This is a genomic window from Tabrizicola fusiformis, assembly GCF_013328815.1.
Classification (GTDB): Bacteria; Pseudomonadota; Alphaproteobacteria; order Rhodobacterales; family Rhodobacteraceae; genus Fuscibacter.
Genome location: NZ_JABUHN010000001.1, coordinates 137116 through 158016, shown reverse-complemented (window position 1 = coordinate 158016; position 20901 = coordinate 137116). Strand labels below are relative to the sequence as shown.

Annotated in this window: 23 protein-coding genes; 6 read left to right on the top strand and 17 right to left on the bottom strand. The window is 65.6% G+C overall.

Annotated elements, in window-relative coordinates:
* Window positions 1–9 precede the first annotated feature (9 nt).
* Window positions 10–1434, top strand: coding sequence for an aminobutyraldehyde dehydrogenase (locus tag HS053_RS00750; protein WP_174209615.1), 1425 nt, complete (start codon window positions 10–12; stop codon window positions 1432–1434).
* A gap of 38 nt (window positions 1435–1472) precedes the next feature.
* On the opposite strand, the gene HS053_RS00745 is transcribed toward HS053_RS00750, so the two are convergent.
* Window positions 1473–2525 carry an MraY family glycosyltransferase gene (locus tag HS053_RS00745; RefSeq protein ID WP_241699713.1) on the bottom strand — a complete coding sequence of 351 codons (1053 nt, stop codon included), beginning with the start codon at window positions 2523–2525 and terminating at the stop codon, window positions 1473–1475.
* A 345-nt stretch (window positions 2526–2870) separates the two neighbouring features.
* On the opposite strand from HS053_RS00745, the gene HS053_RS00740 reads away from it, so the two are divergent.
* The 3 genes from HS053_RS00740 to HS053_RS00730 are packed head-to-tail and all read left to right on the top strand — an operon-like array spanning window position 2871 to window position 5287.
* Entirely contained in the window at window positions 2871–3695 is an 825-nt protein-coding gene (locus HS053_RS00740) for a LamB/YcsF family protein (protein WP_347233279.1), read from the top strand.
* Between the two features lie 3 nt (window positions 3696–3698).
* Complete coding sequence (locus HS053_RS00735) at window positions 3699–4361, top strand: 5-oxoprolinase subunit B family protein (protein ID WP_174209270.1); 663 nt, start codon at window positions 3699–3701, stop codon at window positions 4359–4361.
* Window positions 4358–5287, top strand: a complete 930-nt coding sequence (locus HS053_RS00730; protein WP_174209269.1) for a 5-oxoprolinase subunit C family protein — start codon at window positions 4358–4360, stop codon at window positions 5285–5287. The genes HS053_RS00735 and HS053_RS00730 overlap by 4 nt, the downstream gene beginning before the upstream one ends.
* 5 nt (window positions 5288–5292) lie before the next feature.
* Here HS053_RS00730 and HS053_RS00725 read toward each other — a convergent pair whose 3' ends face one another.
* The 10 genes from HS053_RS00725 to mbfA form a co-directional block, all read right to left on the bottom strand.
* On the bottom strand, window positions 5293–6195 hold the full coding sequence (locus tag HS053_RS00725; protein WP_174209268.1) for an ornithine cyclodeaminase family protein: 903 nt from the start codon (window positions 6193–6195) through the stop codon (window positions 5293–5295).
* Entirely contained in the window at window positions 6192–6821 is a 630-nt protein-coding gene (locus HS053_RS00720; RefSeq protein WP_174209267.1) for an HAD family hydrolase, read from the bottom strand. The genes HS053_RS00725 and HS053_RS00720 overlap by 4 nt, the downstream gene beginning before the upstream one ends.
* Entirely contained in the window at window positions 6818–7444 is a 627-nt protein-coding gene (locus HS053_RS00715) for an HAD family hydrolase (protein ID WP_174209266.1), read from the bottom strand. Before HS053_RS00715 ends, HS053_RS00720 begins: the two co-directional genes overlap by 4 nt.
* Complete coding sequence (locus tag HS053_RS00710) at window positions 7416–8378, bottom strand: DMT family transporter (protein WP_174209265.1); 963 nt, start codon at window positions 8376–8378, stop codon at window positions 7416–7418. The genes HS053_RS00715 and HS053_RS00710 overlap by 29 nt, the downstream gene beginning before the upstream one ends.
* A gap of 49 nt (window positions 8379–8427) precedes the next feature.
* Window positions 8428–8874 (bottom strand): YaiI/YqxD family protein, encoded by a 447-nt coding sequence (locus HS053_RS00705; RefSeq protein ID WP_174209264.1) that lies wholly within the window; start codon window positions 8872–8874, stop codon window positions 8428–8430.
* Between the two features lie 4 nt (window positions 8875–8878).
* Window positions 8879–9352, bottom strand: coding sequence for a CAP domain-containing protein (locus tag HS053_RS00700; protein WP_174209263.1), 474 nt, complete (start codon window positions 9350–9352; stop codon window positions 8879–8881).
* 34 nt (window positions 9353–9386) lie between these two features.
* Window positions 9387–10217 carry an S-formylglutathione hydrolase gene (fghA, locus tag HS053_RS00695; RefSeq protein ID WP_174209262.1) on the bottom strand — a complete coding sequence of 277 codons (831 nt, stop codon included), beginning with the start codon at window positions 10215–10217 and terminating at the stop codon, window positions 9387–9389.
* Window positions 10214–11143, bottom strand: a complete 930-nt coding sequence (locus tag HS053_RS00690; protein ID WP_174209261.1) for an AEC family transporter — start codon at window positions 11141–11143, stop codon at window positions 10214–10216. Before HS053_RS00690 ends, fghA begins: the two co-directional genes overlap by 4 nt.
* A gap of 90 nt (window positions 11144–11233) precedes the next feature.
* Complete coding sequence (locus HS053_RS00685) at window positions 11234–11938, bottom strand: nitroreductase family protein (protein WP_174209260.1); 705 nt, start codon at window positions 11936–11938, stop codon at window positions 11234–11236.
* Window position 11939: 1 nt separating this feature from the next.
* Window positions 11940–12917, bottom strand: coding sequence for an iron exporter MbfA (gene mbfA / locus HS053_RS00680; protein ID WP_174209259.1), 978 nt, complete (start codon window positions 12915–12917; stop codon window positions 11940–11942).
* 156 nt (window positions 12918–13073) lie between these two features.
* Here mbfA and HS053_RS00675 point away from each other — a divergent pair, with 156 nt between their 5' ends.
* Window positions 13074–13250 carry a hypothetical protein gene (locus HS053_RS00675; protein ID WP_174209258.1) on the top strand — a complete coding sequence of 59 codons (177 nt, stop codon included), beginning with the start codon at window positions 13074–13076 and terminating at the stop codon, window positions 13248–13250.
* 56 nt (window positions 13251–13306) lie between these two features.
* Entirely contained in the window at window positions 13307–13948 is a 642-nt protein-coding gene (locus HS053_RS00670; RefSeq protein WP_174209257.1) for a TetR/AcrR family transcriptional regulator, read from the top strand.
* On the opposite strand, the gene HS053_RS00665 is transcribed toward HS053_RS00670, so the two are convergent.
* The 6 genes from HS053_RS00665 to dapF all read right to left on the bottom strand — a co-directional run bounded on the left by HS053_RS00665 (window position 13933) and on the right by dapF (window position 20844).
* Window positions 13933–15522: an ArnT family glycosyltransferase gene (locus HS053_RS00665; RefSeq protein ID WP_174209256.1), complete on the bottom strand. Its 1590-nt coding sequence runs from the start codon at window positions 15520–15522 to the stop codon at window positions 13933–13935. The genes HS053_RS00670 and HS053_RS00665 overlap by 16 nt on opposite strands.
* A 134-nt stretch (window positions 15523–15656) precedes the next feature.
* The gene (locus tag HS053_RS00660) at window positions 15657–16382 is read right to left on the bottom strand and encodes an NYN domain-containing protein (protein WP_174209255.1); all 726 of its coding nucleotides are present in this window, start codon (window positions 16380–16382) and stop codon (window positions 15657–15659) included.
* A 61-nt stretch (window positions 16383–16443) separates the two neighbouring features.
* A complete protein-coding gene (locus tag HS053_RS00655) occupies window positions 16444–17682 on the bottom strand; it encodes a bifunctional folylpolyglutamate synthase/dihydrofolate synthase (RefSeq protein WP_174209254.1) in 1239 nt (412 codons plus the stop codon).
* Between the two features lie 26 nt (window positions 17683–17708).
* Entirely contained in the window at window positions 17709–18623 is a 915-nt protein-coding gene (gene accD, locus HS053_RS00650; RefSeq protein ID WP_174209253.1) for an acetyl-CoA carboxylase, carboxyltransferase subunit beta, read from the bottom strand.
* A gap of 128 nt (window positions 18624–18751) precedes the next feature.
* The gene (gene mtaB, locus HS053_RS00645; RefSeq protein ID WP_174209252.1) at window positions 18752–20005 is read right to left on the bottom strand and encodes a tRNA (N(6)-L-threonylcarbamoyladenosine(37)-C(2))-methylthiotransferase MtaB; all 1254 of its coding nucleotides are present in this window, start codon (window positions 20003–20005) and stop codon (window positions 18752–18754) included.
* A complete protein-coding gene (gene dapF / locus HS053_RS00640) occupies window positions 20002–20844 on the bottom strand; it encodes a diaminopimelate epimerase (RefSeq protein ID WP_174209251.1) in 843 nt (280 codons plus the stop codon). Before dapF ends, mtaB begins: the two co-directional genes overlap by 4 nt.
* Window positions 20845–20901 lie beyond the last annotated feature (57 nt).

Sequence of the window (20901 nt, the reverse complement as noted above, 5' to 3'; positions counted from 1 at the left end):
CGCATGACCATCCAGACCCAACTTCTGATCGGCAACGCCTTTGAGGCGGGGCAAGAGACCGCCGAGCCGATCCTGAACCCCCGCACCGGCGGACTTATCCTTGAAGTGGCCGAGGCTTCGACGGCACAGGTTGACCGCGCCGTGGCCGCCGCCCGCCGCGCTTTCGACGGCTGGAGCCGCACCACCCCCGCCGAACGCTCTGCCGCGCTGCTGCGCATCGCCGACCGGATCGAGGCCGAGGCCGAAGGCTTTGCCGCACTTGAGGCGCTGAACTGCGGCAAGCCGATCAATGCCGCGCGCGGGGATGAGATTCCGGCGATCGTCGATTGCTACCGCTTCTTTGCCGGTGCGGTGCGCTGTCAGCAGGGCGCGGTGGCGGGCGAATATTTGGCTGGCCATACCAGCATGATCCGCCGCGATCCGGTGGGCGTGGTGGCGAGCATCGCGCCATGGAACTATCCGCTGATGATGATGGCCTGGAAGCTGGGCCCGGCGATCGGCGGCGGCAATACCGTGGTCTTCAAACCCAGCGAGCAGACGCCCCTCACCGCGCTCAAGATGGCGCGCATTCTGGCCGAGGAATTGCCCGAAGGCGTGGTCAACGTGATCACCGGGCGCGGCCAGACCGTGGGCAGCTATCTGATCAACCATCCGCAGGTGGATATGATCAGCCTGACCGGCGATGTCGCCACCGGGCGCAAGATGCTGGATGCGGCGGCCAAGACCGTGAAGCGCACCCATCTGGAACTGGGCGGCAAGGCGCCGGTTCTGGTGTTCGACGATGCCGATGTCGATGCGGTGGTCGAAGGGCTGCGGGCGTTCTCCTTCTACAACGCCGGGCAGGATTGCACCGCCGCCTGCCGGGTCTATGCCGGGCGTAAGGTGTATGACCGGCTGGTGGCTGACCTTACGACCGCCGCCGCCTCGATCACCCTGGGCGCCGAGGATGACACCACCAACGAAATCGGCCCGCTGATCAGCCAGCGCCAGCGCGACCGGGTGGCAAGCTTTGTGAACCGCGCGCGCGAGCTGAACCATGTCGAGGTGACGACGGGTGGCGCGGCGATGGATCAGGGCTTTTACTACCGCCCCACCGTCGTTGCCGGAGCGACCCAAGACGATGAAATCGTGCGGCGAGAGGTGTTCGGCCCGGTGGTTTCGGTCACGCCGTTCTCGGATGTCGATCAGGCGGTGGCCTGGGCCAATGACAGCGACTATGGCCTTGCCTCATCGGTCTGGACCCGCGATGTCGGCCGCGCCATGGCGACGGCAGCACGGCTGCGTTACGGCTGCACATGGATCAACACGCATTTCATGCTGACCAACGAAATGCCGCATGGCGGGCTGAAACAATCCGGCTATGGCAAGGATATGTCGGCCTATGCTTTGGAGGATTATACCGTGGTGCGCCATGTGATGGTGAAGCACGGGTAACGGCAGGATGGGCAATATTGCCCATCCTACGGGGCGATCTATGCCACCTGACGCTCTCGCGGTTCGCGCGGGCGCAACAGCGCGACGCGGCGGTAGATGGTGACATAGACCGTCGCCACCAGCGCAAGGCCCAGCAGGATCAGCCCGGAATTGTCGCGCCCTGCCACCATCAGCGTGCAGGACAACAGCGACAGCGACCACAGCACGACCGAGGTCAGCGCAGAGCGCAGGCGCGGCTGGCCCATCGCCTGTGCCAGTTGCCGCGCACGGCTGCGGAAGATCAGGCTGTGCAAGTGCAGCCGGTCCGCCTGCCCCGGGCTTGCCCCGTCGCTGACGATACGGCGGTGCATCGAGATCGTGGTTTCCACCACCGGATAGGCCAGCGCCAGCAACCCGATCAGCGGCGACAGCGAGGGGTTGCGCGCCGGCAGGGCAACCGCCACCGCCGCCAGCAAGAGCCCGGTCACATAGGCCCCCGCATCGCCCAGAAACAGCCGGCCATGCGGGAAGTTCAGCAGGAAGAAACCCAAAAGCGAACCCAGACCCAGAAGACAGACACTGACCATCGCCAGATCGCCCTCAAGCCATGCCACCAGTGCAAAGGCGGCAAGAATGATCATCCCGGTGCCCGAAGCGAGACCATTCACCCCGTCGATGATGTTGCTTGCATTGGCAATCCCGCCGATGGCAAAGGCGGTGAACAGGACCGAGATCAGCGGCACCGACAGGATCTGATCGGCCACCGGAATATCGACCTGCGTGATGCCATAACCACTCAACAGACAGAACAGCAGGCCCGAAAGCAGCGTCGCTGCAAGCCGCATCCTGACACCGACCTTCTTGGTCAGATCTTCGGTCAGCCCGGCAGCAAAGGCGGGCAGGGCTGCAACGGCCCACATCCACCAAAAGTCAAAAGCCTCCCCCCGCAGCAGCACACAACCAAGGCCCAGCGCCATGGCAACGGCAATGCCGCCGATCCGGGGCGTCGGCGCGCTGTGCAGCTTCTGCACACCGAACTGGCTGTCAAAGCTGAGATGTCCGTGCAGCTTTTGCGTAACGACAAGCATGATCGAGACAAGCAGGCTTGTCATCAAGGTCGCGGCAAAGGCAGCAAAAAGCGACATACGTTATCCCTGCAGCGCCGAAAGACCCGAGCTACCTGCCGACCAAAGTCTGAAAACAAGGCAGGAAGTAAGCAGAAAATCCCTTCAACTGCCTCCGCTTTTATCGCCTGCATAGGATTCAGGCAACCGACTCGGTGCTGAATGAGGGTCGGTTTTGCTGTCAAGGCCAGAATTCCGCCTATCAATGATGCGGCAGCGCAGCATTTGCCCGGAGGACAGTCACGCCTGATGCGGCGTTCGGCCCTTGGGCGGTGCTGGATCACGGCCCCTCGCCTGCATGTGATTCGCCGTGATCGGGCGGCAGCGGGGTGCATGACATCCCGCCACACGGCGCCTATGGTGCTGGTGACACGCTCAGGAAAGGCCACCCACATGCCCGGCATCGACCTCAACTCCGATCTGGGAGAGGGCTATGGCCCTTGGGCGATGGGGGCCGATGCCGCGATGCTTGACCTTGTGACCTCGGCCAACGTCGCTTGCGGCGGCCATGCGGGCGACCCCGATACGATGCGGGCCACGCTCGCACTCGCGGCGGCGCGTGGCGTGTCGGTCGGGGCCCATCCGGGCTATGCCGACCCTATGGGTTTTGGCCGCCGGGTGATCCCGATGGAACCCGCCGCCATCGCCAATATGGTGGCGGCGCAGACCGGCGCGCTGATCGGGGTGGCGGCGCTGGCGGGGGTGCGCGTCGGCTATGTCAAACCCCATGGTGCGCTGGCCAATCTGGCCGCCGACCGCCGCGATGTGGCAGAGGCAATCGTGGCCGCCGTTGCAGCACAGCCGGGGCGGCTGGCGGTTCTGGCGATTTCAGGGACGGAACTGGAACAGGCGGCGCGCGCGGCTGGCATCCCGGTCTTTTCCGAAATCTTCGCGGACCGCGCCTATCTGCCGACCGGGCGCCTCGTGCCGCGCAGCCGGCCGGATGCGATGATTCACGATCCCGAGGCGGCCGCCGATCGGCTTTTGACCTTTCTGGACAGCGGAATGATGCCGGTCGTGGGTGGCCCGCCCATTGCCCTGACCGCGCATTCGGTCTGCATCCATGGCGACAGCCCCGAAGCGGTGGCCATGGCCCGGCTGCTGCGCGACAGGCTGACCGCGCAGGGCATCACCCTTGCGCCCTTCATCGGGGGCTGAGAGATGCGGCCGGTCTTTCATCCGGTGGCCGATCATGCCGTGCTGGTCGAATTCGCCGACCAGATCGACCCCGCCGCCCATGCCGCCGTTCTGCGGCTGGATCAGGCGCTGGCGGCGCAGCCCTTTGCCGGCTTTGCCGAGGCGATACCGGCCTTTGTCACGCTGCTGGTGGATTTCGACCCAGCAGCAACCGATCATGCCCGGGTGATCCACCATCTGCGCGGCCTGCTGGAGGTGCCGGTATCTGCCCGCCCCGCACCCGTGCTGCATGAGGTGCCCGTCTGCTATGAGCAGGACTTCGCCCCCGACCTGCCCGACGTTGCACGCGCCTGCGGCCTGACGCCCGAAGCGGTGATCGCGGCCCATCTTGCGGGCCGGTATGAGGTGGCGATGTATGGCTTTGCCCCCGGCTATGCCTATCTCTCCGGCGTGCCCGAGGCGATCCGGCTGGACCGCAAACCCAGCCCGAAGCGCGGTGTTGCGGCGGGCAGCGTGATCATCGCCGGGGCGCAATGCCTTGTGACCACGCTGACCATGCCGACGGGATGGTGGATCATCGGCCATTCGCCGTTGAAGATTCTGACGGGTGAGACCGACCACCCTTTCCGGTTCGAGGTGGGCGACCACATCGCCTTTCGCCGTATCCGGGCCGAGGCGCTGCCATGACCCGGATGCAGGTTCTGGCCGCCGGGCCGCATGTTACGCTGCAGGATGGCGGACGGCGGGGAATGATGCGCTTTGGCGTTCCCGCTTCGGGGGCTTTGGACCGTAAGGCGTTGGCCTTGGCCAATCTGGCGCTGGGAAATCCGCCCGGCGCCGCGGGGATCGAGGTTTCGGTGGCGGGCCTGACCCTGACCTGCCTTGACGGCCCGGTCAGCGTTTCGCTTACCGGCGGTGGTTTCATCGTGGAACATGCCGGGCGGCGGCTGGGCGGGTGGCGGGTGCTGACGCTGCGCGCGGGGGATGACCTGACCATCCGCAGGGGGCCTTGGGGCAGTTGGTGCTATCTGGCCTTTGCGGGCGGGCTGAAGGCGCCGCTCTGGCTGGGCAGCGCCGCAACCCACGGGCCAACCGGGTTTGGCGGCGGACAGATCGGCGCCGGGCAGGTGCTTAAGTTGGTCAACCCCCGTCAGATGGCAGAGCGGGCACTGACCTGCCCGGTCTGGGCCCGGCCCCGTTCGGTGCTGCACGCCGTGGCCGGGCCGCAAGACCGCTACTTTGCCGCAGAAACGCTGAGAACCTTCTTTGACAGCCCCTTCCATGTGACCGACGCATGGGACCGGATGGGCCTGCGCCTGCGTGGCCCCCTCGTGGCGCCCGAGGGGGCGCTGTCGATCCCGTCGCAGGCCATCCTGCGCGGCTCGGTTCAGGTGGCGGGCGACGGGGTGGCGACGGTCCTGTTGTCAGATCACCAGACCACGGGCGGCTATCCGAAGATCGCCACCCTTCTGGCCGATGACATCGACGGGCTGGTGCAACTGCGGCCGCGCGATGCCTTGCGCTTTACCGCCGTCACGCCGGAAGAGGCCATCGCCCTTGCCCGGCAGCGCGCGGCGGCCTTTGCCGCCTTTGCCGCCCGGATCACGCCCTGACTGCCTTATCGCCCGCGCCACGCCCCGGCGATATAGGTCGCCGTCATCAGGTCCAGATGGGCGCCGCCGCCATTCTTGGCAATGGTGATTTCATCCTCCGACCCGCGAGCAAACCCGCCCCCGGCAATGTCATAGAAATCGGCCTGCACATCCGCTTCGGTGATCGCACCCGATTTCAGCGGTTCCATCAGCTCGCCGATATGGTGCAGCGTGGTCGCGCGGGCATCGACAAAGACCCGCGCCCGCGCCATCGCGGCATCGTCCACCTCGCGCATGTCGGGGCGATAGGCGCCGATCAGGTCAAGGTGCTGACCGGGCTGCAACCATTCCCCCTTGATCAGCGGCGCCGTGGCCATGGTGCAGGTGCAGATCACATCCGCCGCCCGCACCGCCGCCTCAAGCTCATCGGCCACCGGCAAGCCCATGGCTTCGGCGGTGGCACGGGTCCGGCTCCAGACGGTAAAACGGGCATCGGGCCAGAGGCTGGAATAGGCTTCCACCATAGAACGCGCGACGGTGCCCGCGCCCACCACCAGAAAGTTCCGTGCCTCCTTGCGGGCCAGTTTCGAAGCGGCCAGAAGGCTGTCGCCCGCCGTCTTCCACTTGGTCACCAGATGGAAATCGACCAGCGCCGAAAGCTCTCCCGTCACATCATCATAAAGCGTCACGGCGCCGTTGACCGTGGGCTTGCCCCGCGCCGCATTGCCCGGAACCACGGTGGCCACCTTGACCAGCGCGCCCAGACCGTCGATCCATGTGGCGCGGTCCAGAATGGTATCCGGCCCGCGATAGCAGAACAGATCCTTGATATCGGGCTGCGGCAGGCGATGGCCCGCCTCGAACGCGGCCAGCAGGCCGGGCCACGTCAACAGGCGCTCGGCCTCTTTGGGAACGATTTCCAGGGTCATAGCCCGGCCTCCTTCTGCGTCAGCAATCCTTCGGCCACCAGCCGCGCCGCCCAGCCCTGCCAGCTTTCGAACTGATGGGTGCGCCAGCCACGGCGGGCGGCGGCGGTGATATTGTCGGCCCGGTCATCGGTGAAAAGCAGGCTTTGCGGCGGCAATCCGCAATCCTCTTCCACCATCTGGTAAATCAGCGGATCTGGCTTGATCACCCCCATCACCCCCGAGACATAACGCCGGTCGAAATCCTGCAGGAAATCCATCCTCGGCAGGGCCTCTTCAAAGGAATAGCGCCCGAAGTTGGTCAGCGCGAAGACCGGAACGCCCTTGGCCCGCAAGGCACGCTGCAGCGCAATGGAACCCTCGATCCGGGGCGAAGCCAGCTCGATCCAGCGGTCATACCACATGCGGATTTCGGCCCGCCAATGCGGATAACGCTCGGCCCAGTCATAGATCGTCTCGCGGAACAGGGCGCCCTCGTCGATCCGGTCATTCATGCCATGCAGGTCAACCTCGGCAAACAGGGCGCGACGGCGGTCTTCTCCGATCACCCGGTCATAAAAGGCTTCGGGCTGCCAGCGGGTCAACACATTGCCGATGTCAAAGATCACCGCCTTGGGCTGGTTGCTCATAACCCGGCCTCTGCTTTGGTCAGCAAGCCTTCGGCAACCAGCCGCGCCGCCCAGCCCTGCCAGCTTTCAAACTGATGCGCCCGCCAGCCGCGCGCCAGGGCGGCGGTCACATTCTCGGCCTTGTCATCGACGAACAGAAGCGCGGCGGGCGCAAGGCCGGTTTCACGTTCAACCGCCGCATAAATCGCCGGATCGGGCTTGATCAGGCCCAACCGGGCCGACACGAAAGCACGGTCAAACTCATTGAAAAAGTCAAAGTGGCGGGCTGCGATATCAAAATGCTCATCCCCCCAATTGGTCAGGGCGAAAACCGGGATGCCCTTGCGCCGCAGCGCCCGCATCAGGGCAACCGAACCGAAGATGACGGGTTGCAACATGGCCAGCAGATCGGCCTGCCAAGCCATGATCTCTTCCCGCCATTCGGGGTGGCTGTCGGCCAAGGGCGCGATGCAATCGGCAAAGGCAGCGCCCGCATCCATCCGCACATTGGCCGCATGGATCGGCACTTCGGCGAAGAAGCGCCGCCGCCGCTCGGGGCCGATGCGGGCATCGTAATAGCCTTCGGGCTGCCAGCCAATCAGCACATTGCCGATGTCAAATATCACCGCTTGGGGCTGCGACATCCTGAACCTTTCTGCGCACCGTTTCCCGCCAGAGCGTATAAAGACCCGCCCCACAGATAAGCGCAATGCCCGCCCATGCGGTCAGGTCCGGCCATGTGCCGAAAAACAGGATGCCCCAGAGAATGGCCATCGGCATTCCGATATATTCAAAGGGTGCCACCAGCGCCGCCTCGGTGGTGCGGTAGGCTTGGCTCATCATCAACCCGCCGACCCCCACCGCGATGCCGGTAGCGACAAAGGCCCAGATGTCCGAGGTTTGGGGCACGATCCACGGGCGGAACAGAAACTCCCAAGTGGAACCCGGCGCCTGTGCCAGATGGCCGTCACCCGCGATCAGCCCGAAGGAGGTCGAGACGACGATGAACCCGATCTGCACGAAAAAGTTCAGCGTCATCGCACTTTCGGTGTCGCGCATCCGCCGGGTCATCATATGGCTTGAGGCATAGCAGAAGGCCGAAATCAGCACGAGGATGGCGGCAGGCTGAATCACCCCTTCGCCGGGGCGGGTCATCACGATCACCCCGATCAGCCCCACGCCCACCGCCGCCCAGCGCCTTGGGCCGACCTGCTCGCCCAGGATCACCGCCGACATCAGCGTGACCAGCAGCGGCGCGACAAAGGCCGTCGCCACCGCATCGGCCAGCGGCAACAGCGACAGGCCGACGAAATAGGTGATATTCGACACCATCACGATCGAGACACGGAACAGATGCGCCCCCGGCCGCCGTGTGAGCAATTGCCGGAACCCGGTGCGCGAGACCCAGATCACCCCCAGAACCAGCGCCATCCCGATGGCCGCCCGGATCAGGATCACCTGATGCAGCGCATAGGCGCCCGACAGCGCCTTGATCGCAAGATCGTTGAGCGACAGGGTAATGCCACCACCAAGGGCCAGCAGGATACCAGTTTTCGGGCTTTTCGGCGCGTCAGTCATGCGGCCAGAGAACGCTGGCGCCCCGGCAAAATCTGTCCTGCCCGCGACATCAGCGCGCCGCGCGGACCTCACGTTCCAGAACATCCAGAAAGCGTGAGCGGTCGGCCTTTGAAAAGGCTTTCCCGCCGCCCTGCCGGAACGGATCGGCGCTGCGCAGATCCTGCATCAGATCACGCATGGCCAGCGCGTTTCCGACATTGCCACCGTGCAGCACCTCGCCGTTCGGCTTGACCACGCGCGCGCCTGCCGCCACGCATTTCGCGGCCAAGGGGATATCGGTCGTCACCACCAGATCACCGGGGCCTGAGCGTTCGGCAATCCACTTGTCCGCCTCGTCCGGGCCATCGGCGACAAAGACGCTTTCCACCAGCGGATTGGCCGAAGGCCGGATGCCGCCGTTCGAGACAAGCACCATGCGCCAGCCGTGGCGGGTGGCCACCCTTTCGGCCTCGGCCTTGACCGGGCAGGCATCCGCGTCGATGTAGAGAACCGCCAACCGCTTATCTGCCGAAGGTCATGACCCAGTAGTATTTCAGCGGCCGCGGCTGACCGGGCAGCGTCTTGTCATTCGGGTCATAGACCATGGCGACGCCCGCATCCTTGAACCTGCAGGTCAGGATGTTCTTGCGGTGGCCGGAACTGGCCATCCATTCCGACACGACCTTTTCCGGCGTGGTCCAGCCGCCCGAGATATTCTCGGCAACCTGGCTCCAGTTATAACCGGCCTTGGTCACCCGCTTGCCGACCGAAGCACCGTTCGGGCTTTGGTGGCCAAAGAAATTCTGCTTGGACATCGCATTGGCATGGCCACGCGCAGCCGCGGTCAGCGCATTGTTCAGCACCAGCGGCTTGCAGCCCTTGGCGGCCCGCGCCGAATTGACCAGATGCAGAATATCCGCCTCTTGTGCCGCAGCAGGCATCGCCAGCGCACAGGCCACGATCAGGGCGAAGGCCCCGCAGATCTTTCTCAACATGTCTTTGTCCCGCAACCGCCCCGATAGCAGCAGATTATGCCAGCAGCGCCCCGGCATGGAAGGCCACATGTTCCTCCATGAAGGTCGAAATGAAGAAATAGCTGTGGTCATACCCTTTTTGCATCCTGAAACTGCCACCTTGCCGCCGCTCTATCATGGCACCGGCCAGCGCTTCGGGCTTCAGAAGGTCAAGGAACTGGTCCGAAGTGCCCTGATCAATCAGCATCGGCCCGTCAAAGCCGCGCTTGCGCATCAGGAGGGTGGCGTCATGCGGCGCCCAGGCGGATTCATCGGTGCCCAGATAGGCAGTGAACTGCTTGCGGCCCCAATCGCTGGCGGTCGGATTGCAGATCGGGGCAAAAGCCGAAACGCTGCGGAAGCGGCCCGGAAAGCTCATCGCAATGGTCAGGGCGCCGTGGCCGCCCATCGAATGCCCGGTGATCGCCTGCGCCTCTTCGGCGATGGGGAAGGCGCTGAACAGCGCGTTCGGCAATTCGTCGGTGATGTAGTCCCACATCCGGAAATGCGGCGCCCAGGGCGCTTCGGTGGCGTTCACATAGAACCCCGCCCCCTGCCCCAGATCATAGGCGGCATCATTGGCCACGCCTTCGCCCCGCGGGCTGGTGTCGGGAAAGATCAGCGCGATGCCCGCCTCGGCGGCCCATCGCTGCGCCCCCGCCTTGACCATGGCATTCTCATGCGTGCAGGTCAGGCCCGACAGGAACCACAGCACCGGAACCGCCCCGGTTTCCGCCTGTTCGGGCAGGAACAGACCAAAGGTCATGTCACAATCGCAAGTGCCCGAGGCATGGGTGTAAACGCCCTGCACGCCGCCGTAACACCGGCTTTCGGAAATGGTCTTCATGGTCCCCCCACCAAGGCTATCACCACCGTCACGGTTATGACCGAAACGGCGGTGGACATCAGGATTGCGGTCGATACCCGTTGCGGTGCGACCCCGAAATGCTGCGCGAGGATGAAGACATTGCCCGCCACGGGCAAGGCCGCCGCAGCAATCATCACCCCCGCCGCAAAAGGCTCTACCGGGAAAAGCCAAAGCGTGGCAACCGCCACCGCCGCCGGATGCAGCAGCAGCTTCACCGCCGAAATCCACATCGCGGCCCCCGGCCGTTCGGCCCCGCGCCCGGCAAGCGAGGCGCCGATGGCAAACAGCGCGCAGGGCGTGGCGGCGGCGCCCAAGAGCGTCATGAACTCGTTCACCACCGCTGGCACCGCAAGGCCGGTCGCCGCCCATGCAAAGCCCAGCAGGATCGAGACGATCATCGGATTGGCCAGAATGCCGCGCAAGAGCGCCCAAAGCGTAGCCAGCCGCACCTCGCCCTCGCGGCCCGCCGTCACAATCAGGGTGATCAGGCTGGAGAATACCACCATGTCCACCGACAGCACCATCATCACCGGCCCCGCCGCCGCGGCCCCCATCAGCATGACCAGCATCGGCACACCCAGAAAGCCGGTGTTGCCGCTGACCGCCGCATGGGCCTCCATCGCGGCTTCGGTCCAGCCCAGCCGGCGGACGCGCCCCACCGCCAGAACCAGCGCATAGACCGCGAAAGAGGCCGTCAGATAGGCCGCCATCTGCGCGCCGTGAAAGGTTTCGCCCAGCGACAGGTTCGAGGCAAAGCGGAACAGCATCGCCGAAAGCGCGAAGTAAAAGACGAACTTGGTCAGATAGGCCGTCGCCTCGGCCGGAAAGAACCTGACCCGCCCGGCGGCAAAGCCAAGGCCGATCACGGCAAAGAACGGCAACGTCTTGAGGAAAATGGCCAGCATGGCGCCTTGGTGTCATGCCCGGCTGCGGCGCACAAGGCCGGGCGGCCCCGAAACGCCGCCCGCGTCGCCAATGCCCAAGCGGCAGGCAGTTTACCCGGCACCCCCGGCAAAGACCGACAGAATGTCCGCCAGCGGTTTCTTGCGTTTGGCCACGGCGGGCACTGTCGCCGAATCGGCTGGCCATCCGACCGGCAGGATCATCACCGGCTTTTCCTGTTCGGGCCGCCCGCACATCGCGGCAAGGAATTTCATCGGGTTCGGCGTATGTTCAAGGCAGACCAGCCCGGCGCGGTGAATGGCGGCAATCAGAAAGCCGGTGGCGATGCCGACGCTTTCGGGGACGTAGTAGTTTTTATAGCGGCTGCCGTCTTCGGTCAGGCCATAGCGTTGGGCAAAGACCACGATCAGCCAGGGCGCATCGGTGAGGTGCGGCTTGTCTGCCCCGGTCCCGATCGGCTCCAGCGCCGCCAGCCATTCATCCCCGGCGCCCCCGGCATAGAAGGCGCGCTCTTCCTCTTCGGCGGCGGCCCTGATCCGCGCCTTCATCGCCGGATCGGCAATGGCGGCGAAATGCCAGGGCTGGTGATTGGCCCCGCTGGGCGCAAGGCCGGCAATCTCGATACAGGTGGCGATGATTTCCTGCGGCACCGGGCGCGTGGAATAGTGCCGCACCGAATGCCGCTTGCGCATGTGGTCGCGCAGGGCCTGCACTTCGGCCAAAGCCTGATCATCGGGCAGTTGCACCCGATCCGGCAGGGGCAGAGCCTCATATTTCACTTCGCCTTTGCGATACACCTCAGCCTCCGCCGATCAGAACCCCTGCGGCGAACACCAAAGCACCGCCCAGCACCACCTGCAAGGCCGCGCGCAGGAACGGGGTTTCCATGAACTTGTTCTGAATCCAGGCAATCGCCCACAGCTCGATGAACACGACGGCAAAGGCAATGGCCGTGGCGGTCCAGAAATCGGGGATCAGATAGGGCAGAGCGTGGCCCAGCCCCCCCACCGCCGTCATCACGCCCGAGGCAAGGCCCCGCTTCCACGGGCTGCCCCGCCCCGACAGAACGCCGTCGTCATGCGCCGCCTCGGTGAAGCCCATCGAAATCCCGGCACCAACCGAAGCCGCCGCGCCCACCAGAAAGGTGGTCCAGGTGTTCTGTGTCGCAAAAGCGGTGGCAAAGATCGGCGCCAGCGTGGAAACCGACCCGTCCATAAGCCCCGCCAGCCCCGGCTGCACCCATGTCAGGATGAACTGCCGTTTCGCCGTCTGATCCTCGGCCCCGCGGGCATCGGCATCAAGGTGGCGGGCCTCAAGCCCGTGGGCATGGCTTTCGTGCCCGGCCTCTGCCGCCGCCAGATCGCCAAGCAGTTTGCGCGTGGCGGCATCCGCCGTGCGCGCCGCTGCGCGTTCATAGAAATCGCGCGCGCCCCGTTCCATCGCCTCGGCCTCGGCGCGGATCGACTCAAGGCTCAGATTGGCGGCCAGCCAGACCGGGCGGCGGGCATAGAAACCTGCCACATGCTCGCGCCGGATCAGGGGAATCACCGGGCCGAAACGGCTGTCATGCAGGTCGATCAACTGCCGCCGGTGGCCATCCTCCTCAACCGCCATGGCGTCGAACACGGCGGCCGAAGCCGGATAGTCCCCGCGCAGCCGTTCGGCATAGCTGCGGTAGATGCGCGCGTCGTCCTCCTCGGACGAGATGGCAAGGGCCAGAACCTCTTGCTCGGACAGGTCGGAAAAGCGGCGGCGGGACGACAGCGCAGAAAACATCGGCGGCTCCAATTTGGAATGATTCCAAATTAGCAGATGCGGCGGCAAGGGCAAGCTGCGACATTTTGAACTGAACGGTTCAAAATGACTTGCGAATCTGAACCGAACAGTTCAAATTGAATTCCGAACCGATGAGTTCAGATAAGGATGCACAAAATGAAACGCTTCTCTGCCACCCTGCTTGCCGCTGCTGTTGCCCTGTCGCCCGTTCTGGCCTTTGCGGATGTGGTGGGCTTTCCCAGCCTGACCTTCCCGCAAGAGGGTTCCGCGCCCGCCACGCAGGGCTGCATCGCCCCTGCCACGCTGGCTGCGCCCGCCTGCCCCACCGAATGAGCGGCGCTTGCCCCGGCCTGCCCCGACGGTCTAGATTGACCGAAACGGGGGGGCCGATGGGCGCGAAGCCGCAATTGATCGTCAGGGGACGCAAGTTCGAGCAGGTGCTGGAAGGCGCCCGCACCGTCTTTATGCGCGACGGGTTCGAGCGCGCCTCGGTTGATGACATCGCCCGTGAGGCGGGGGTGTCGAAGGCCACGCTCTATGCCTATTTCCCCGACAAGCGCCTTTTGTTCATGGAAATCGCCAAGGCCGAATGCCGCCGTCAGGCAGACGAGGCCGAGGCACTGATCACCGATGACGCCCCGGTGGCCGAGGTGCTGCGTTTTGCCGCCGAAAAGCTGGCCGCTTTCATCACGTCCGAGTTCGGGCGTCGGATTTTCCGGGTCGCCGTGGCCGAGGCGGAAACCTTTCCGGCGCTCGCGCATGAATTTTATCACTCCGGCCCCAAGCTGGTGCATGACCGGATCGCGCATTACCTGCGCTGTGCGGCAGAGCGGGGGGAATTGGCGATTGATGACATCGACCTTGCCGCCGAGCAGTTCACCCAGCTTTGCAAGGCCGGTCTGCATGACCGGCTGATCCTTGGCATCGACATCGCGGAATGCTGCGGCCCGGCCGACATGGCCCGGGTGATCGACGGCGCGGTGCAGATGTTCATGGCACGTTACGGCAATGCCGCTCAGGGCCGCAGATAAAGCGCAAAGTCCAGCCGCTTGCCGGTTCCAAGGTTGGTAAAACCCTCGAGCCGCCCGGCGGGTTGCACTCCTTCGGGCGCGGTCCCGCTGGCCACCGCCAGCAGGACACACCCCGGTTCGGCCAGCAGGCCCGGCAGGGTTTCCGGCGTGGCAAACCGCACCTCGGCCCGGGTCAGGAACAAAAGCGACGGTTCGCCAAAGCCCAGCGTGACCAGACGGCAGCCCGGATGCGCCCGCCCGGCCTCGGCCAGCGCAACCGAGGGCCAAAGCTGCGGCATCCGCGCCAGCGTCGGATAAAGCATGACCGCCAGCGCCAGCCCCAGACCGGCAAGCCCCCCCGTCATCGCCGGGCGCCGGTTGCGCCAGAGGCCGGTCAGGAAGAGGGCCAGCCCCGGCAGCAGCGCAGCAGCGCCCAGCCAGAACGGCCAGCCCAGCACACCGCCCACCTGTCCCGCCCCAACCCACAGCGCCACCGGCAGCAGGACTGCGACCGCCACCGCAAGCAGGCTTGCCACCGACTTCGCCCAGCGCCCCGGCGCCGCCCGTTGCAGCCCCCATGCCGTGAGGATCGCCAGCGCCGGATAGGCGGGCAGGACATAATGGATCAGCTTGGTCGCGGTCAGCTCGAACACCAGCCAGACCGGCACCGCCCAGGCAAGGCAGAAGATCACCAATGCCTCGCGCCGCCCGCGCCAGATCGCCGGAAGCGCCGCAGCAAACAGCGCTGCCCCCGGCCAGAAGGTCAGCCACAGCGCGGCAAGATAGCTGCCGGGCGGCGCGCCATGGCTTTCCTGCCCGGCGCCGACCTTGGCCAGCAGGTCTTCGCCCACCGAGGCCGTCCAGAAGGCGCCATCGCTGCGGATCGTTATGGCGATCAGCCAGGGCAGCACCAGCACCAGCAGCAGGGCAAGGCCCGGCAGCGGCCGCAGCGCGCGCAACAGGGCAAGGTCGCGGCGGTAAAGGCAAAGCAGCGCCAGCGTGCCAAACCCGACCAGAACCGGGATCGGCCCCTTGATCAGGATACCAGCGGCCATCGCCGCCCAGAACCCCATGGCAAGCGGCAGGCTGGCCACCGGCACCTGCGCCCGCCCTGCGGGCAGGAACAGCCGCGCCAGCACCAGAAGGCTGGCCAGAATCGCCGCCAGTTGCGCCGCATCGGTCTTGGCCAGCCGCGCCTCTCCCCCCATCAGGAAAGAAGCCGCCAGCATCACCCCTGCCAGAAGCGCCGGACCCTCGCCCATCACCCGCCGCGCGATGGCAACGGTCAAGCCAACCGAAGCCATGGCCGCCAGCAGGCTGATCAGACGATAGCTCCAGATTTCCCCGGGGGCGCCGGTCAGCCCGGCACTCGCCGCCTGCAACCAATAAATGCCCGCCGGTTTCTTCCAGCGCGGCTCGTCGCCCAGCCGGATGTCGATCACATCGCCCGAGGCCAGCATCTGCGCCGAAGACTGGGCAAAGCGCGCCTCGTCCCGGTCCACCGGCGGCAGGGTGAAAAACCCCGGCAAGGCCAGCACCAGCATGACCAGCATCGCCACAAGGGGCGCGTATCCGCGTTGCCAAAGCCCTGCCATGCCCGCCTCCTGCTGTTGCCGGGTGGTTCTAGCCTGCGGGGGCTACGAAGGAAACCGCCTTGGCGGCGGCAAGCGGCGGAGCGGGGGCCAGCCCCCGCACCCCCGGGATATTTGAGCCAAGATGAAGGGGGAGCCTAGCGAAGGCGGACGCGGGCGTCGGCGCCCTTTGGGTCACAGGCGAAGCGGCTGGGGTGGTCGCGCATGAACGCGCGCCAGTCCTTGAAGCCGTGTTGGCTCATCTTCTTGCCGGTTTTCTTGAACATCAGGGGGCCAAGCTGCTGGACCTCCAGCCCGCCTTCGGTGGCGTTGGCGGCGATCACCTCGGCCAGTTGGTCGGCGAGCGCCCTTTTGGCTGGGTTCGCAGATGTGGGTTTGGCTGCGGCAGGCGGCGGAGGAGGAAAGGCGGGTGGCACGGCCTCCGGCTCGGGCAAACGATGGAAGTCGGCACAGCATTTCTCGAAATGCACAGGCGCCTTTTCCTCGCCGATGCCCACCACCCGCCGTCCATTTTCCCGCAGATGGGTGGCGAGATGGGAGAAATCGCGGTCGGAACTGGCAATCACCAACACATCGGCCTTGCCGGTCAGCATGATCTCCATCGCCTCGACCGTCAGCAGGAGGTCGGCGGCATTCTTGCCCGAACCGGCATGGCGCAGATGAAAGCCTTGGGTCTTTTCCCAATTCGTCAGCCCGTTCGGGCCGGCATAGATGCGGCGGATGATAAGGTCGCCCTCGCGCGCGGCCTGCACGATCAGCTTACCGGCCTGAGCCGCCGACATGTTGTCCCCATCGACCAGAAGCGCCACACGCTGGCGGGGGACGGCCGAAATAGCAAAGCTTGCAGGCGAAAACTCGGTCATGGAACAGGGGCCGTTACAGGTTTCCCCTGTTGTTCCAGACGATTGCGGCGGTTTTCGGGCCTTATCCGTTCTCGCGCAGGATGGCACCCGCCAGATAGAGCGAACCACAGATCAGCACCCGCGCACCCGGGGTCTGCGCGGCGATTCCGGCGAGGGCCGAAGCCACCGAAGCCGCCGCTTCCGCCGGGATGCCGACCGACAGCGCCGCGTCGCGGGTGGTTTCGGCGGGAAGGGTGTTCTTCTCGCCCGGGATCGAGACGGCGTGCAGCCGCGTCACCTGCCCGGCAAGCGGCTGCATATAGCCCGCGACATCCTTGGTGTTCAGCATTCCGCAGATCAGATGCGTCTCGCGCGTGGGCATCCGGGCCAGCGTTGCCGCCACCGCAGCACCGCCTGCGGGGTTGTGCCCGCCGTCCAGCCAAAGCTCCACCTGCGGCGCCAGATCGACCAGCGGGCCATGGCGCAGGCGCTGCATCCGGGCGGGCCATTCGGCGCGGGTCACCGCAGCCTCGCAGGCGGCGGCATCGCGGCCAAGGGCGCGCAGGGCGGTGATCGCCGCCCCGGCGTTTTGAATTTGATGCGGGCCGGGCAGATTGGGCAAGGGCAGGTCCAGCAGGCCGTTCTCATCCTGATAGATCAACCGCCCCCGCTCTTCCCAGACGTTCCAGTGCTGGCCATAGGCCAGAACCGGGGCGCCGAGCCGCGCCGCCTGCGCCTCGATCACCTCAAGCCCCTCGGGGGATTGCGGGCCGACGATCACCGGCACGCCGCGCTTGATGATCCCGGCCTTTTCGCCCGCGATCTTGGCAACCGTGTCGCCCAGGAAGCTTTCATGGTCCAGCGAGACCGGGGTGATGATACTGAGCCGGGGCTTGTCCACCACATTCGTGGCATCCAGCCGCCCGCCAAGGCCGACCTCAAGCAGGGTCCAGTCGGCTTTGGTGCGGGCGAACGCAAGAAAGGCCGCGCAGGTGGTGATCTCGAAAAAGGTGATCTCATCCGGGCCGTTGGCGGTGACGCATTCGTCCAGCAGCGCGGTCAGCGCCGGTTCGGAAATCAGCGCGCCCGCCAGCCGGATACGTTCGTGAAACCGCGCCAGATGCGGCGATGTATAGGCGTGAACCCTGTCACCCCCGGCTTCAAGCCCGGCGCGGATCATCGCCTGCGTGCTGCCTTTGCCATTGGTGCCCGCGATATGGATCACCGGCGGCAGGCGCCGCTCGGGGTGGTCCAGCGCGGCCAGTAGGCGATGCACCCGGTCCAGCGTCAGGTCGATGACCTTGGGATGCAAGGTCATCATCCGTTCAAGAATGGCGTCCGACCCGCTCAATTGGCGTCTGCCACCGCTGCCGAGGGATCGCCCGGCGGCGGAAGATCGCCCTTCACCGCAGGCGTCATACCCATCAGCATCCGCAGAATCATCATCAGCTCATCCCGCATCGCCTTGCGATGGGTCACGCGGTCCAGCATCCCGTGATCCAGCAGATATTCGGCGCGCTGGAAGCCTTCGGGCAGTTTTTCGCGGATGGTCTGTTCGATCACCCGGGGACCGGCAAAGCAGATCAGCGCATTCGGCTCGGCAATCTGGACATCGCCCAGCATGGCATAAGAGGCCGTCACGCCGCCCGTGGTCGGATGGGTGAGAACAACGATATAGGGCAACCGCGCCTCACGCAGCATCTGCACCGCGACCGTGGTGCGCGGCATCTGCATCAGGGACAAAATCCCCTCCTGCATCCGCGCGCCGCCTGCCGCGGCGAACAGCACCAGCGGCCGCTTCAGCTTTACCGCACGCTCGGCCGCAGCCACGATGGCATTGCCGACATACATGCCCATCGACCCCGCCATGAAGCTGAAATCCTGTGCCACGGCGACGATGGGGGTGCGGCCCACCTCACCCTCTGCCACCAGCATCGCCTCTTTGGCGCCGGTCGATTTCTGCGCGGCTTTCAGACGGTCGGGGTATTTCTTCTGATCGCGGAAATGCAGCGGGTCGGTGATCGGCTCTGGCACCTTCACCTCGACAAAGATGCCTGTGTCGAACAGCGCGGTGAAACGGTCGCGCGGGGTGATCGCCATATGGTGATCGCACGAGGTGCAGACGTTCAGATTGGCCGCCAATTCGCGGTGGAACAGCATGGTCCCGCATTCAGGGCACTTGGTCCACAGGTTCTCGGGCACTTCCCGGCGCGAGAAGAGCGAATTGATCTTCGGTCGGACGTAGTTCGAAATCCAGTTCATCAGCCCGCTCCTCGCATCGCGTCAGCCTCGTCCAGATAGCGGCAGGGGGGCCGGATTGCAACGGCGGGGCGCAGGGGGCCAAATTCCTTGGAAGGAATTTGCAAGTTTCTTCGAAGAAACTTGGCGGTTCAGGCCATCAGCCGGGCGCCCTCATGGCCGAGAATCGCCGCTTGCAGGATCACGCCCTCGGGCTGATCGGCGGCAAAGGCGACTTCGGTGAACTGCTCGGTCCGGCCCATGCGGGGGGTTTCGGTCAGGATGCGGTGGGTTTGCCCCCGCTGCGCCGCCAGATGCCGGGCAAGTGCGGTGTCACCTGCGGCGCGCAACCGGGCCGCGCGGTCGCGGATCACCGGGCCGGTCAGTTGCGGCATCCGGGCGGCGGGGGTGCCTTTGCGCGGGCTGAAGGGGAAGACGTGCAGGAAGGTCAGCCCGCAATCCTCCACCAGTTTCAGCGAACTGGCGAACATCTCTTCGGTTTCGGTCGGAAAGCCCGCGATGATGTCGGCACCGAACACCATATCGGGCCGCAGCGCCCGGGCCTCTTCACAAAAGCGGATGGCATCGTCGCGCAGATGGCGGCGCTTCATCCGTTTCAGGATCATGTCATCGCCCGCCTGCAAGGACAGATGCAGATGCGGCATCAGGCGCGGTTCGGTGGCTATGGCCCGCATCAGCATCGGGTCAGCCTCGATGCTGTCGATGGAACTGATCCGCAGGCGCGGCAAATCGGGCACCAGTTTCAGAATCCGCATCACCAGATCGCCAAGACGCGGCTCTGCCGGCAGGTCGGCGCCCCATGACGTCAGGTCAACCCCGGTCAGCACCACCTCCTGAAAGCCCTTGTCCACCAGCCGCTTGATCTGCTCCACCACCACCCCGGCCGGCACCGAACGCGAGTTGCCGCGCCCGAAAGGGATGATGCAGAAGGTGCAGCGGTGATCACAGCCGTTCTGCACCTGCACATAGGCGCGCACGCGACCGAACCCGTCAATCAGATGGCCTGCGGTTTCCTTGACCGACATGATGTCATTGACCTGCACCTTCTCGGTCTGGCCGATGAAATCGGCGCTGCGCAGGCTGGTCCAGGTTTCGGCCTGCATCTTTTCATGGTTGCCGATGACGCGGGTCACCTCGGGCATGGCGGCAAAGGTGTCCGGCTCGGTCTGGGCGGCGCAGCCGGTGACGATCACCGGCGCACCGGGGTTTTCCCGGGCAAGGCGGCGGATTTCCTGCTTGGCCTTGCGCACGGCTTCGGCGGTGACGGCGCAGGTGTTGACCACCACGGCGCCCTCCACCCCGGCGGCGGCGGCCAGTTCCTTCATCGCCTCGGTCTCATAGGCGTTCAGGCGGCAGCCCAGCGTTGAGAAGACGGGCGGTTTCATGCGTTCTGCGCCAGATAATCGGGCGACAGCCAGCCGTCAAAGACATGCGCCACCGGCCCGCTCATCCAGACGCCATCTTCGCGCCAGTCGATCTCCAGCACGCCGCCGTCAAGGTCCAGCAGCACATGCCGCCCGGTCAGCCCGCGCAGATGCGCCGCCACGGCCGCAGCACAAGCGCCCGACCCGCAGGCGAGGGTGATGCCCGCCCCCCGCTCCCACACCCGCATCCGCAGGCGGTCGGTGCCGGTCAGGCTGACGAATTCGACATTGGTGCGCTGCGGGAACAGCGGGTCATGCTCATAGACCGGGCCAAGGGCGGGCAGATCCACAGCTTCGGCGTCTTCCACGAAGATCACGCAATGCGGGTTGCCCATGCCAAGGGCCACCGGATCGCCCGGCAGCGGCAGGTGCATCACGTCCACCTCGCGCGCCAGCGGCACCTCGGCCCAGCCGCGCTGCGGGTGGCCCATGTTCACCGAAACCCGGCCATCGGTCAGCCGGACCGCCGACAAGCCGCCGCGCGCCGTCACCAGCGACACGGCATCGCGCCCCAGCCCCCGCATCACCAGATCAGAGACGCAGCGCGTGGCATTGCCGCAGGCGCCAGCCTGCGTGCCATCGTTGTTCCAGAAATCCAGCGCGAAATCGGCCTGATCGCTGTCGCGGATCTCGGCCAACTGGTCAAACCCCACGCCGCGGTTGCGGTCGCCCAAAGCCTTGGCCAGCGCAGACGTGACCACCGCCCCGGCCCGCCCGCGCGAGTCGATCACGACAAAATCGTTTCCGGCGCCATGCATCTTGCGGAAATGCAGGCCGTCGATGGGGGATTGCGCGCTCATGGCCCGCATATACGCCGCAGCCGTGCCGCTTTCCAGCCCTTGGTCACGGAAAGCGCT